The sequence below is a fragment of the Flavobacterium rakeshii genome, from assembly GCF_009741375.1.
Classification (GTDB): Bacteria; Bacteroidota; Bacteroidia; order Flavobacteriales; family Flavobacteriaceae; genus Flavobacterium; species Flavobacterium rakeshii.
Genome location: NZ_WOWP01000034.1, coordinates 76,641 through 90,705 on the forward strand (window position 1 = coordinate 76,641; position 14,065 = coordinate 90,705).

The 14,065-nt window shown below is 37.1% G+C and carries 17 protein-coding genes; 8 read left to right on the forward strand and 9 right to left on the reverse strand.

The features are described 5' to 3' along the window. The first annotated feature begins 327 nt into the window (after positions 1-327). The 5 genes from GN157_RS10045 to GN157_RS10065 all read left to right on the forward strand — a co-directional run bounded on the left by GN157_RS10045 (position 328) and on the right by GN157_RS10065 (position 4,918). Complete coding sequence (locus GN157_RS10045) at positions 328-1,440, forward strand: DegT/DnrJ/EryC1/StrS family aminotransferase (RefSeq protein ID WP_157483281.1); 1,113 nt, start codon at positions 328-330, stop codon at positions 1,438-1,440. Positions 1,441-1,442: 2 nt separating this feature from the next. Continuing rightward, on the forward strand, positions 1,443-2,018 hold the full coding sequence (locus tag GN157_RS10050) for an L-threonylcarbamoyladenylate synthase (protein ID WP_157483282.1): 576 nt from the start codon (positions 1,443-1,445) through the stop codon (positions 2,016-2,018). Continuing rightward, positions 2,019-3,461: a CCA tRNA nucleotidyltransferase gene (locus GN157_RS10055; RefSeq protein ID WP_157483283.1), complete on the forward strand. Its 1,443-nt coding sequence runs from the start codon at positions 2,019-2,021 to the stop codon at positions 3,459-3,461. A 139-nt stretch (positions 3,462-3,600) separates the two neighbouring features. After that, positions 3,601-4,626 carry a COX15/CtaA family protein gene (locus tag GN157_RS10060; protein ID WP_157483284.1) on the forward strand — a complete coding sequence of 342 codons (1,026 nt, stop codon included), beginning with the start codon at positions 3,601-3,603 and terminating at the stop codon, positions 4,624-4,626. 109 nt (positions 4,627-4,735) lie between these two features. After that, positions 4,736-4,918, forward strand: coding sequence for a CsbD family protein (locus tag GN157_RS10065; RefSeq protein WP_035132521.1), 183 nt, complete (start codon positions 4,736-4,738; stop codon positions 4,916-4,918). 84 nt (positions 4,919-5,002) lie between these two features. Here GN157_RS10065 and GN157_RS10070 read toward each other — a convergent pair whose 3' ends face one another. The 8 genes from GN157_RS10070 to GN157_RS10105 are packed head-to-tail and all read right to left on the reverse strand — an operon-like array spanning position 5,003 to position 9,474. Then, on the reverse strand, positions 5,003-5,758 hold the full coding sequence (locus tag GN157_RS10070; RefSeq protein WP_157483285.1) for a LytR/AlgR family response regulator transcription factor: 756 nt from the start codon (positions 5,756-5,758) through the stop codon (positions 5,003-5,005). Positions 5,759-5,790: 32 nt separating this feature from the next. Beyond that, positions 5,791-6,117 (reverse strand): 2TM domain-containing protein, encoded by a 327-nt coding sequence (locus GN157_RS10075; RefSeq protein WP_157483286.1) that lies wholly within the window; start codon positions 6,115-6,117, stop codon positions 5,791-5,793. 8 nt (positions 6,118-6,125) lie between these two features. Beyond that, positions 6,126-6,422 (reverse strand): 2TM domain-containing protein, encoded by a 297-nt coding sequence (locus GN157_RS10080; protein WP_157483287.1) that lies wholly within the window; start codon positions 6,420-6,422, stop codon positions 6,126-6,128. 2 nt (positions 6,423-6,424) lie between these two features. After that, positions 6,425-6,742, reverse strand: coding sequence for a 2TM domain-containing protein (locus GN157_RS10085; protein WP_157483288.1), 318 nt, complete (start codon positions 6,740-6,742; stop codon positions 6,425-6,427). Positions 6,743-6,744: 2 nt separating this feature from the next. Then, positions 6,745-7,068, reverse strand: a complete 324-nt coding sequence (locus GN157_RS10090) for a 2TM domain-containing protein (RefSeq protein WP_157483289.1) — start codon at positions 7,066-7,068, stop codon at positions 6,745-6,747. Then, a complete protein-coding gene (locus GN157_RS10095) occupies positions 7,059-8,405 on the reverse strand; it encodes a 2TM domain-containing protein (protein WP_157483290.1) in 1,347 nt (448 codons plus the stop codon). Before GN157_RS10095 ends, GN157_RS10090 begins: the two co-directional genes overlap by 10 nt. Beyond that, a complete protein-coding gene (locus tag GN157_RS10100) occupies positions 8,389-8,820 on the reverse strand; it encodes a hypothetical protein (protein ID WP_157483291.1) in 432 nt (143 codons plus the stop codon). Before GN157_RS10100 ends, GN157_RS10095 begins: the two co-directional genes overlap by 17 nt. Positions 8,821-8,841: 21 nt before the next feature. Then, entirely contained in the window at positions 8,842-9,474 is a 633-nt protein-coding gene (locus GN157_RS10105; RefSeq protein ID WP_157483292.1) for a tetratricopeptide repeat protein, read from the reverse strand. Positions 9,475-9,794: 320 nt separating this feature from the next. On the opposite strand from GN157_RS10105, the gene GN157_RS10110 reads away from it, so the two are divergent. From GN157_RS10110 to GN157_RS10120, 3 genes are read left to right on the forward strand one after another with little or no spacing between them, the layout of a single operon-like run. After that, entirely contained in the window at positions 9,795-10,316 is a 522-nt protein-coding gene (locus GN157_RS10110; protein ID WP_157483293.1) for an STM3941 family protein, read from the forward strand. 1 nt (position 10,317) lies between these two features. Further along, a complete protein-coding gene (locus GN157_RS10115; protein WP_157483294.1) occupies positions 10,318-10,815 on the forward strand; it encodes a hypothetical protein in 498 nt (165 codons plus the stop codon). 5 nt (positions 10,816-10,820) lie between these two features. Further along, a complete protein-coding gene (locus GN157_RS10120) occupies positions 10,821-11,750 on the forward strand; it encodes a hypothetical protein (RefSeq protein WP_157483295.1) in 930 nt (309 codons plus the stop codon). 85 nt (positions 11,751-11,835) lie between these two features. On the opposite strand, the gene GN157_RS10125 is transcribed toward GN157_RS10120, so the two are convergent. Further along, positions 11,836-13,989, reverse strand: a complete 2,154-nt coding sequence (locus GN157_RS10125; protein WP_157483296.1) for a TonB-dependent receptor — start codon at positions 13,987-13,989, stop codon at positions 11,836-11,838. Positions 13,990-14,065: the final 76 nt, after the last annotated feature.

The window sequence follows — 14,065 nt, forward strand, 5'->3', positions numbered from 1 at the left end:
ATAACAGTTACCTAAATAACAAATAGTAAAATATGTAGCAAGTTATTCTTTTACTTAAAAACCAACAGAAATGTTGCAAAACAATACAGTAAAAGAATAACTTAAGCACCATAAAAGAATTATACCTTAATTACTAACAAAGTATTATTGATTATCTTAACAACGTAAATAATTGTTTTCCATATTGTTTGAACCGAAAAAAGAACAGAAACACCTAACAACTGAATTTGTTAATAGATATTTAATTACATTTCAAAAAAACAATTATCAGTTTTTAAAGGCAATAAAAATGGAGGCTAAAATCAGTGATATTTAACGCTTATGCTAATGATAAAATTCCTCGACATACAAAAAATCAACCTGCAACACCAGCAGGAAATAGAGGAACGACTTCTAAAAACCTTTAGAAGCGGGTGGTATTTGCTTGGCGAAGAGGTAAAAGCTTTCGAGAAACAGCTGTGTGAATACATAGGCTGTAATCATGCTATTGGTGTGGCAAACGGGCTGGATGCACTACGTCTTATATTCAAAGCCTATATTGAACTTGGTATCATGAAACCGGGTGATGAGGTTATAGTACCGGCTAACACCTATATAGCATCAATACTTAGTATTACCGATAACGGACTGGTTCCTGTTTTTGTTGAGCCAGACATAAATACCTATAACATTGATTTCTCATTAATAGAGCAAAAGATAACCGAAAAAACTAAAGCTATAATGACCGTACACCTGTATGGGCAAACGGCTTTTAGTGACTTGCTAATAAAATTAGCAACAAAATACAACCTTAAAATAGTAGAAGATAATGCACAGGCTATAGGAGCCGACCTCAACGGAGTAAAAACCGGAAACCTTGGCGATGCCGCAGGCTTTAGCTTCTATCCGGGTAAAAACCTTGGGGCATTAGGCGACGCCGGTGCCGTTACTACAAATAACAGTGAACTTGCACAGGCTGTGCGTACACTAGCCAATTACGGTTCGCAGCAAAAATATGTAAACCAATATCAGGGCCTTAATTCAAGGCTGGACGAAATACAGGCTGCCGTGCTATCGGTTAAGCTAAAGTACCTTGATACCGAAAACCAGACACGCAGGGAAATTGCCCAGCGTTATATTGATTCGGTTAATAACCCCGAAATCATACTACCCGAAACGGGGAATGTTACCATAAAAAGCAGGCATGTATGGCACCTGTTCGTAATCAGGACAAAAAACAGGGAAAGGCTGCAACAACACCTTTTGGAAAATGGTATACAAACGCTTATACATTACCCTACACCACCATACAAACAGGAAGCTTACAGGGAATACAATTACCTGTCGTTCTCAATTACAGAACAAATACACAACGAAGTACTGAGCCTGCCGATAAGCCCGGTACTTACAGATAAAGAGATACAACACATTATAGATACACTAAACAGTTATACAAGTTAGCCATGAGCACAGAAAATGTAAATGAAGAGGTACACAATGCCTATGAGGTAATTAAGAACGGAGGCATAATACTTTACCCCACTGATACGGTATGGGGAATAGGCTGTGATGCTACAAACGAAGAGGCTATTAAAAAAATATATGCCCTTAAACAGCGCGAGGAAACCAAAAGCATGATTGTTTTAATGAACGGCGACCGCATGCTGTATAATGTTTTTAATGAAGTGCCCGAGGTAGCCTGGCAAATACTGGATGTGACAGATAAACCCACTACCCTAATACTTGATAACCCGCGCAATGTGGCAAAAAACATTGTAGCGCCAGATAATACTTTAGGCATGCGACTGGTTAAAGAACCTTTTTGTTATAAGCTTATGGAGAGGATGAAAAGACCCTTGGTATCTACCTCTGCTAACATAAGCGGAATGCCTACACCTAATTCTTTTAAAGAAATAGACCATCATATTTTGGACGGAGTAGACTATATCGTAAATTTGCACCACGATAAAGTTGCCGCCAAGCCTTCAACAATCATTAAGCTTGGCAATGATTTACAGGTAAAAGTGATACGACCTTAAATGGAAAACAAAACTTCATATAAAGAAGCTCTGGATAACAGGATATTTGAAATCATTTCTCAGGCCGCAGCACAGCTTAATTTAGAAAGCTACGTGATAGGCGGTTATGTAAGGGATTTTCTTTTAAAACGAAACTTTAAGAAAGATATAGATATCGTTGCTGTAGGCAGCGGTATAGAACTGGCAAAACAGGTTTCTGCACTGTTGCCAAACAAGCCAAAAGTACAGGTATTTAAAAACTACGGTACCGCCATGCTGCGCTATGAAGAGAGCAAAGGCGAGTTTATAGACATTGAGTTTGTAGGTGCCCGTAAGGAATCTTACCGCAGTGAAAGCCGTAACCCTTTTGTGGAAAGCGGCACGCTGGAAGACGACCAAAACCGCAGGGATTTCACCATCAATGCACTGGCACTTTCGCTTAATAAAGATAATTATGGCGAACTGGTAGATCCGTTTAACGGGGTAAGTGATTTGCACAAAGGCATTATCCGTACACCATTGAAACCGGATATTACCTATTCAGACGATCCGCTTAGAATGATGCGTGCCATACGTTTTGCCACTCAGCTTAACTTTACCATTGAGGAAGAGTCGCTAAAGGCAATCACTAAAAATAAGGAGCGTATTAAAATTATATCGGGTGAGCGTATTGTAGACGAACTGAATAAAATACTTCTGTCTACAACACCTTCCATTGGTTTTATACTGATGGAAAAAACAGGCTTGCTTGATATAATAATCCCCGAACTTACTGCACTTAAAGGTGTAGAGGAAGTAGAAGGACAAACCCATAAGGATAATTTTTACCATACACTGGAAGTGGTAGACAACATTGTACCAAACACCGAAGATGTATGGCTGCGATGGGCTGCACTACTGCATGATATAGGCAAAGCACCTACCAAAAAATTCAGTAAAAAGCACGGGTGGACATTCCACGGGCATGAGTTTTTAGGAGGTAAAATGGTAAAAAAACTGTTTGAAAGGCTACACATGCCACTTAACCACAAAATGAAATATGTGGCAAAAATGGTTATGCTTAGCTCCCGCCCTATTGTACTGGCTCAGGATATAGTAACCGATTCGGCTGTACGCAGACTGATATTTGATGCAGGGGAAGATGTAGATGATTTAATGACACTGTGCTCTGCAGATATCACAACCAAAAATCCGCAAAAATTCAAAAAGTACCATAACAACTTTAATATTGTACGCCAAAAAATTGTAGAGGTTGAGGAAAGAGATCATGTTCGTAATTTCCAACCGCCCATATCGGGAGAGGAAATCATGGAGATATTCAACCTGAAGCCATCACGCGAAATTGGTGTGCTTAAAGAAGCTATTAAAGAAGCCATACTGGAAGGAGAAATCCCTAACGAGTATCAGGCTGCTCATGATTTCATGATGAGCAAAGCAAAAAAAATGGGACTTATTACCAAATAACATTAAACCTGTAGGGACTCCCCCGCAGGTTTTGTTTATATACCTGTACGATTATATGGTAAAGTATGATATAAATCATATACAGCACAGGGCAACCAAATGTAAATTTGCAGCACAAACGAGATTTAGTATTTAAACAATGAAAATAAATTTTATAAAATCGGCAAGAATAGCCTTAATACTGGTTTATCTTGTAATTGTAGCAGGGGCTTTAGTACGTATGACAGGTTCGGGGATGGGATGCCCAGACTGGCCTAAATGTTTTGGCTACTACATACCTCCTACCGATGTTACCGAACTTACCTGGAGTCCTGAACATGAGTTTAAAAAAGGACAGGTTATTATTAAAGATGAAAAACTTTGGGTTGCCAAAGCAACCTTTACCACTACCAACAGTTACAATGAAGGTAACTGGGAAGCCTATACCAAACACGATTATGCCGAGTTTAACCCTGTACATACCTGGGTAGAATATGGTAACCGCCTGGTTGGCGCACTTGCCGGAATTGCCGTTTTTATAATGGCGTTACTGTCGTTCACCACGCGTAAAAAAATCATTATCACACTATCATGGATAACTGTTTTTTGTATGGGCTTTCAGGCATGGCTTGGAGCTACAGTAGTGTACTCGGTACTTAACCCTATAAAAATCACAGTACACATGGTTATGGCGCTGCTTATAGTAGGGTTTATTCTGTACATTATACACAAGGCTAAAGAAACAACTGCCGAATTTAAACAGGATAAACTGTTTAAAAACCTGCTTGTTTTTGCCATACTGCTAACCTTAATACAGGTAGTACTGGGTACACAGGTACGCCAGTTTGTAGATGAGCAGATAAAATCACTGGGCTACGACAATATGGACATGATACTTAACAGCCCTGAAGTTTCCTTTTACATCCACAGAACATTCTCGTTTGTAGTATTTGGTATAAACCTATGGCTGTATTTACGTAACAAAAAGCTTGGACTTGGGTACAACAAAGTAAACTGGGTAATTGCATTATTGTTGGTTGAAATAGCATCGGGTATTGCCATGTATTACCTTGACTTTCCTTTTGGATCACAAACCATACACCTTGTAACTGCTTCTTTACTGTTTGGTATACAATATTACATTTGGCTGGAAACTACACGAAGTAAAGAGCTACAGCCCGGATAAATTTTCACATAGCTTTAAGGTGGGGTTAAAGTTGTACTAAACCTCTGGCATTAGTCATTATATGTTGGTACCTTTATGTAAAGAAAAATCAACATAAAATAAAAAAGCTATGCCAAACAAAGAAGAAATCCACGGAAACTGGAGCGAGTTTAAAGGTAAACTCAAACAAAAATACGCCCAACTTACAGATGACGATTTGATGTATGAAGAGGGCAAAGAAGATGAAATGTGGGGAAAACTTGAAAAGAAACTGGGTAAGGCAAAAAAAGAGATACTATCAGTCTTTGAGTAAACTCACTCCTTTTCAGGCAAAATACTACATTTCGAAGCTGTTCTGTAAACATGTAATGGTTTGCAGAACAGTTTTTTTATGCATTTACCCTAACCACTCCCTAAAGTCGTTAACACGCTCACGGCTTACAATAACCTCATCACCGTCGTAAGTATTAAGTACCAGTTTTAAACGGGAATTGGTATACATTACAATATCTTTAATGGCATTTACCGATATGATAAACTTACGACTCACGCGGTAAAACTTAGCCGGGTCCAGTTCGCCTTCAAGCAGTTCCAGGGTGCCATCCAGTAAATAATCCCTGTTATCGTTAGTATGCAGGTAAGTTCCTTTGTTTTCACTGTAAAAGCACTCCACATCCTCAATGTTAATCATTTTAAGGCGTTGCCCCATTTTAATGGTAAAACGTTTCTTATAGCTTTTATCAAGCGGGTTTACCAGCATCCGTTTTATCTGGTCGAAATCAAAAGAGAAACTGTCTTTTGCAGGTATGCGTTCGCGGTATTTATTTACAGCAACTTCAAGATCATCCTCATCAATAGGCTTTAGCAGGTAATCAATACTGTTAAGCTTAAAGGCACGCAGGGCATACTCATCATAAGCCGTAGTAAATATAATAGCACTGTTAACCGGTACGGCATCAAATATCTCAAACGAAAGTCCGTCAGAAAGCTGAATATCCAAAAATATCAAATCAGGATGCTCGTTGTTACTAAACCATTCTACAGCCTCTTCTACCGAGTGTAACATGGTATTAGCCTCAAGGTTAAGTTTTAGCAGTTTGCGTTGCAGGAGTCTTGCTGCAGGCTTTTCGTCTTCTATAATTAAAACATTCATTGGTTGGCGTTTATTTGTATTTGTTGTATTGTTTATTCCCAGCGGTTTTCGCTTTTACGCTTTTTATTTTGCTCCATTATTTCGTTAATCTTACGTTCTTCCCAGTTACTCCCGAAAAAAACATTCCTCCCGAAAACACTTACTCCGTGTAAAAGCAAACCTATTCCCCATGGTATTGCTGTTGAGAAGGTATGCCATTCCCAAAAACTCACACCCGGATCCATATTAATATAATGCATAACTAATATAAATGCATTAATACACATATATACTACAAAGTGCCTGTAAAATCCTTTTATTGCTTTTACTCTTTTTCTGGCACGCTCAAGTCTTAAATTTTCCTGAAATGTATTTTCCATGCTTATTGTTATATTTTCTTTTTGGTTTTAGATAGTATCTTTTTAATCATTCTCTCGTCCCATCCTTTCGGCAGTAAATAGTTGTGCCAAAACAATATGATAGCATGGGTCAAAACAGCCAATCCTCCTAAACCTGCAGTTATAAAAAAGGTTCGTTCCCAAAATATGTCGGCTATATTAAAATCAAGACCCCACATTATAAGCAAAACTATATTAAGCCCTGCGTAAGCAAACAGGTGTGTGTAAAAACTACGTATACATTCTATCCTGTTATGAGCCCTTTCAAGCGGCGTAGTTGTTTTCATAATTATTCGTATCGGGTTCGTTCCTGTCGTTCCTTTTCCATAAGTTCCCTCATTTTGCGTTCTTCCCAACCGCGTCCTAAAAACGGATTGTATCCAAACACTTCCATAGCGTGAAACCCTAATCCAAGTCCCCACCCTATTAGCGAGAAAAAGAACCATAAAAACTGTGGTGAAAAGGTTAGGTTAATAAAAATTATTAACGGCATTATTACTAAGTAGCAGGTTAGGTGATAATAAAACCCGCGAAGTTCTTTAACTTTCTTTCTGGCTTTTCTGTACAAAAGCCTTTCTTCTTCTGATTTGTTGTAAAAATTGTCCATAACTACTCTTTTTTACCGGATTGCTCCTTTTTCATTATTTCCTTCATTTTCTTTTTTTCCCAACTCTTCCCTAAAAAAGGATAGAACCCAAACACCTTCATGGCATTTAAAAACACTCCAAAACCCCAACTGACTGTTATAATTAAAAACCAGTACAATAATGGTTTAAAAGTAAGATCAAGCAGTATAAGCATTGCAAAAACACTTATTAAGTAACAGATTAGATGAATGTAAAAGGCCCTTAAATCCCTTACTTTTCTTCGGGTCTTTTTATATAAAATACTGTCCTCGTCAAATTCATTATAATACTTCATACCTACTGCCATTTATTGGATTTTTCTTTCTCTATAAACTCCCTTATTTTTCGTTCTTCCCAGTCCCTGCCTAAAAAAGGCATAAAATTAAACACGTTCAATCCGTGGATTATAACCCCAAGTCCCCATCCGAATAAAGGGAACAAAAACCAGTAAAACTGTGGTGAGGTTATATAGTTTAATATACCCAGCCCCGGTACTACAACAAGGTAAGACATTAGGTTACCGTAAAATCCTTTTATATCCTCTACCCTTTTCTGGGCTTTGTAGTAATCATTCTCTTCCTCATTGTATGTTATATGATCCATAATTTCTACCTGTTTGGTTAAAATAGGCAGGTAAACGGTAAAGTATTCTGTGGTTTGTTCAATCTCTACCTTTCTGCTGGTTAAAATGGCATAGCGGCTTACAATGTTTTCCAGCCCTACACCTTTCCTGTCCTGCAACACCTCTTTTTTCTGTAAATTATTCTCTACCACGAGGCTGCCGTTTTTCTCGTAAATACGAATGTGTAACGGCTTTTGCGGACTCACTATATTATGCTTTATCGAATTTTCCAGTAATAACTGAAGCGATAACGGTACTACCTTCCCTTCGGGATTAGCCAGTTGTGTAGGAGGTTCATAAAAAAGGCTGTTTTCAAACCTCATCTTAAGGAGGTTCATGTAAGTTTTAGCGAATGATAATTCCTCCTGTATACTTACCAGCTCTTTATCCCTTTGTTCCAACACGTAGCGGTATACTTTTGAAAGTGACGTTGTAAAACGCTGTGCATTATCGGGGTTTTCCTCTATAAGCGAACTCAACACATTAAGGCTATTGAAAAGGAAATGCGGGTCGATTTGGTTTTTTAAAGTTTCAAACTTAGCCGATGCCGTACCTGCAATTATCTTTTCCTTTTTAACCCTGTTTTCCTGATACCTTTTATAAAAATGAAAAGCATGTATTAAAAGGGTAACTATAAGGGTAATACCCAGAGCAAAGTAATAATGAGATAAGGTTTCGTTCCTGAAAAACTCGGCAAAAGACCTGTTTTCCATTATTACATCTTCAAAAATTCTGAGCAGGAAAATAAAAAAGCCACTTACTGCAAACGATATTAGTATTCCGACTACTACACGCTTTGCCGATGTTTTTCCTTTTCCAAACATCCTGTCCAGAACAATGAAAACCGAAACATTTACCATATAGAGCACCACACTGTAAAGCATAGTGTATAAAAAGGCCGTAAACACTGCTTCACTTGTAGAGAAGCCATCACTTACAATATTGTTTAGAACATACAGTATCACAAAAACAACTGCGCCCAGTGATACGGCCTTTAAAAGCTCTTTAATTATTAATCTCATTTTTCTTTGCTATAATACGTTCATCAAGTATACCTCTATACACTTTAAGGAGCTGATATACTGTCATTATTCCCCAAAATATAAATATAAAAACCATCCATCGCAATGCATCGGTTGTTCTAACAATGGCATGATTATATTCCTGTAGTAACTTTAATACTTTTTCCTGACTATCTATATCTGTTACCGTGTCAGGGTATCCAAAAGTGCTTAGGCTTGCTGTTGTAGGAAGTGTCAAAAATATAACCGCTAAAATTACTCCTATCATGATAAGCATTGTCTGCAATGTTTTAACTCCATCCCTTAGAGCATTCCCTGTTTTATTTTTTACAACCCTTACATAAAATACCCCTCCTATAAAAAAGGGTAATAATATCCACATTAAATTTATATTATCTAAGCCTATCGCTTCCATTGAATATTGTATATCTGTTAATTATTTCTTCTCGCTATTGCATTTTGCCAGTGTAGCCTGAGCTCTGTCCAGTCCCCATTGTGGGTAAAATGCCTCTTCTGCCTTAAAGTTATTAAAAAGCGCAATAGAACGTTCTACCTCAGCACACATAGGTGTGGTATCCTGACCGAAAAAGGCTGCTCCTCCCATATCAAATTCTGCTGCACAAAATACAACTCTCGGGTTTTCGGGTGCTAAGGTTTTTGCCTTTGTATAAAGTTGTTTTACAACCGGCGAAAGCTTCATCCCATTTGTCATTGGATCAAACGCTATCCAGGCGGTGTGAATCATTGCCTGCATTACCAGTAGCTCTGCATTATCCGGCGAAATCAAATCGGCCTTATCATACGCCTCCTGTGCTTTGGTTAATAGCGCATTTACCTGCTCTTTATCTTTTGTTTGGAACGCTGTTGTTGTATTAACAAGTGCCACATAATAGTTAGGAAGCCAGTTATCTTTTTCGGCTGCTGCTATTCTTTCAAATAATGCCGATGCTTCTGCACTTTTACCTTCTCCCCAAAGAGCAAAGGCTTTTTGCATTCCTGTTTCATATTGTGACTGTCCGCAAACGGTGTGACATACAAATAAAATTATAACTGTTATTGCTCTAATCATGACTGTTGGTTTTTTAATTAATAATTGTTTGATTTTGATGCGACAAATATCATAACAAAAACACACCTGTTAAAAAGTGATTTACCCAATTGTAGAATAAAAGGGATGAATTGTTATTTTAATTATTTTTACCATCATGTTGTAAGATTCTTTTTACCCTAACCGGGCTAAAGATACAAAATATCTTTACCGCAAAGGGTAAGACATATTACTGAACCCTATCACATTAAAGAAGATAAAAAACAGTATTTCAGCAAATTAAACCAACCTAAAGCAGTTACAAACACCAACCTATAATTACTTAAAAACAACAGCACGAAATGGAAACTAAAATAATTAAGTTTAATAAGGGCCGAATAATTACATTACTACTTATGGCATTAACGTTTATAGTTGTAAGTATATTTATAATTAGCCAGCCAATAAAAATACCTAACCTGTTAAAATACCTTGCAGGGGTATTAGGTATTTTATTTTTTGGTGCAGTTTTTATCACAATGATATTAAAATTAGCCAGTAACAAACCTGCAATCATTATTGATGATAAAGGAGTAACCGATAATGCCAGCGGAGTTAGCGCCGGGCTAATTGAATGGCAAGATATACTTGGTGTTGAAATAACCTCTGTAACCAATCAGTTATTTATAAGTATTTATGTAAGAGACCCGGAGAAGTACATGCAAAATAGTAGCGTGGTAAAAAAATGGATGATGAAAATGAACCAGTCTATACAGGGTACAAACATTAATATCCCAAAAACCACACTGGGAGATGATTTTGATGAACTATACAAATTACTGGTTTTAGAACTGCAATTAAGAAACGGAAATAAAATTGCCTGATATGAAAAAAATAATCGTTGCCATTACCTTACTTTCACTATTAAGCTGTAGTAAAGAGGAGAAAAAATCATCTGCTGATTTTGATATGTTTGTTTTCTCTTTTGCTACCGATGCAAAGACGTTTAGTATTAAATTCACTCCGGGTGATACCGTTTACATGAAAACCTCACCGGTTGATTATTCCTACTCACTTTTATCCGAAAAGAAAAGAGACTCGGCTTACGCAATTATAAAAGAAATTAAATTTGCCGAATATGACACCATATATACTAATGAGAATATTGTTGACGGAACCTCATTTAAATTCTACAAAACCAAAAACGATACTGTTAACTGGGTATATGTGTATGAAAATAAAACGCCTAAAGAGCTATACAAAATTGCCGATAAACTAATACAGTTACAAACAGGACAAAATTGGGTTCCTGTAAAAGGGAAACAGGACTTTGGCAACCTTGACTATGTTGAATTACCAAATCTTTTAAATACTATTAACTAAATAAAATGAAATTACATTACACACTTTACACCCTTTTACTTACCACCTTTATTAGCCCTGTATTCTCACAATCGTTTATTACAGTTGATGAAGATACTTATGAATTTATAGCCGATGTAAATTATTCAGTATTCAAAAACAACAAACTTGTTTCAAAAGGAGTTACAGTTATAAACGAGTTTAATATCATTAAAACCGACTTTGACTCTATAAGTTTTAGCAGGTTAGACTACGAGACTGCAGGTTTTAAAAAAAGGGAGTTAGACTCATTAGTTTTCTTAAAAAAAAGCACTATTTACCTTGATGAAATAGTTATATCAAACACTAAAGAAGACCTAACAGTTATAGGAGAGCAAAATAGATTTGTAAAACGACAAGCGAACTCTCTTAGCAAAGAGTTGCTTTACGGTTTAGTTTTCAGGAATAAATGGGATACTGATATTACAGTTACAAAAGCAGATATTTTTGTAAATAAAGTAAAACATAAAACAGCTTATACAATTAAGTTTTACACCTTTCAGGAATCATTTATTATGAACGGGAATCAGGACATTAAAAATCCTGAACCGGTTTTCACTACAGATACACTTTTTCTTGATCCGCGTACCAAAGGAAAAGTTACCATTGATATCCCTCAGGGCTTTGTTTTAGAAGCTGGTGAGAACATTTTAGTATCTGTAGAACTCGTTGATTACTATGATGATGAAGGTAATATTATCACCCCTGAATTTAAAGACCTTACCAAACTAAAGTTCCAACTATCTGACAGGGCTGATTATTATGCAAAACTCATGAACCAAAACACTCATGAATTAACGCCAAACCTACGCAATATTAACCTCTTGATTAATTATGATTTTGCACATCACTTCTTTAAAAAACCGCATAAAAGCAGTATAGTAGCCCCTGCAATTTTACTATATATTGTTAAGTAATAAATAAACAATTTGTCTCAAACAAGGAAAGCAGGGACTATGGCTGTTTTGATTATATCAAATTACCAAAATCCCTGTTAACTAACTACAAATTATCAAGTTGGTTGGATTTTTTGTCATCACTAATGGTCCAAAAGAAACCTACGAAAAAGAACCTGTCTGCAGGTTGTACTACTGCCTGTCTTGCAAACTGCCCGTTTACATCGGGGTTATTAGCATAGTCGTATCCAAATACGTTTTTACTACCCATTACATTTGAAACCGAGAAGTAAAGTATTTTTTGCTGACTTAACAACCATGCCCAGCTTACACTAAGGCTGTTGTAGCTTTTTGTAAGTCCGCTCATAAACTCGGTATCATTAGGGTTATCATAAGGTCTCCCTGAGTTGAAGCTGTATGTTACTCCTAATTGTGACCTTAGGCTGTTTACCCAATACTTTGTCACTAAAGAAAAATTGTGTTTTGCCACATAGCTTGGAGTAACCTTATTTTCATAATTTTTATAATCTCTTTCGGTATCAATAAAGGAATACGACACCCAGTAATCCAGGTTTTTAATAGATTTGCTGTCTCTCCACATAAGGTCAATACCCTGAGCATACCCGCTACCGTTACTGTTGTATAATGAATTGTACATTGGCATTTCACTATCATACTTTACAAGACTTGAATAATCTTTATAATACGCCTCTGCCCTAAACATTTTGCCTTCGCCATTATACAGGTAGTTTAAAATATAATGACTGGTTTTCTCGTATTCAAAGTTTTTATAATACTTTAGGTAATCAGCATTAGGTGTTTGATGAAAATCACCATAGGCAAGAGAAAACTGTCCTTTTTTACCCGCTTTATAAGCCAGTGATGCACGCGGTTCTACTACAGATTTACCCAACACATCAGAGTACGATCCTCTCACACCGGCCTTTAATGCCAGCTTTTTTGAGAAAAAGATATCAGCCTCGGCATAAGTAGCAGCGATTGAATTGTTATAACCACTATTATAAACAAAACCTGTAGGCTCGCTGTAATCCTCTGTAAAATCGGTTAGGAAATAATCGGTTCCAAAGCTCAGCTGAAAACGGTTACTGAATTTTTTACTTAGCTTCAGTTTCATGTGTGAACTGTTTTCTGCGTTGTCCACTTTGTTTCCGGCTGGTCTAATATCGTTATGACCATAACCGTAACTTAGTCCTGTTTGTATGGTCCAGTAGTTACCCAGTGAACCTTTGTAGGAAGTATTCAGGTAAAAGTTATTATTGGTAAGTGCAACCCTTACAGGATTTGGCTCATTAATATCCTCCTGATTGATATCAAAGTCAGAATAATCAAACGCAGCATATATTTTGAGCATACCACTATTAAACTTGTGGCGATAAACCGTTTCTCCCGAAAGGGACTGTACAGGTTTGTTCCAGTCAATATTTTGAGGCACTACCCACTGGTATGGCTGTAGGTTAATGTAAGACATGTTGAAGCTAAGTGAATTCTTCCCCCATTTTTGGGTATTACCCAGTCCCAGCCCCACTGTCATTAACGAAATATTGGTTTGTTCCTGGTCGGGTTCTTCAATAGTATTAAGAAGTAGTACACTGGATAAGGCTTCACCATATTCTGCCGAATAACCTCCGGTTGAGAATGTCATCCCTTTAAACAGGAATGGTGAAAAGCGTCCGCGGGTAGGCAGGTTGTTTGTTGTAGAGCCATAAGGTTGTGCTACACGTATACCATCAACATAAGTTTGCGTTTCGTTTGCCTCACCACCACGCACAAAAAGCCTTCCGTCTTCCCCTACGGTTTGTGTACCCGGTAAAGTTTGCAAGGCAGCGATTATATTCCCTGCCGATCCTGCTGTTGTTACAATATCAAGAGCGTTTAGCGCTGTTACCTTACTATTATCTCCGGCAGAAAAAGTACCTGCCGATATCACTACGGCATCAAGCGTATTAACACTTTCACGCAGTTTAAAGTTTTGTGATGTGTAGTTCTCAACAGTTATTTTCTGCATTACATCTTCAAACGATAAAAATGTAATAACAAGTACCTGTTCGCCTTTTGCAGTGGTCTCAAAAGAGAAATCACCTTTTGCATCGGTAATAGCACCGTCATAAGTTCCCTCTAAATAAACATTAGCTCCCGGTAAAGGTTCACCTTTATGGTCGGTTACATGGCCCTTTAATACATGCTGTGCATTAAGGTTTAAAGCTGTAAGCAGAAATAAAATAATAACTGTTGGTTTCATGTGATTGATGATTAAACTAATTGTTTGGTTGTTTTGTTGGGACAAATTTGCTGCGGTTATTTCTCTTATCATAAAG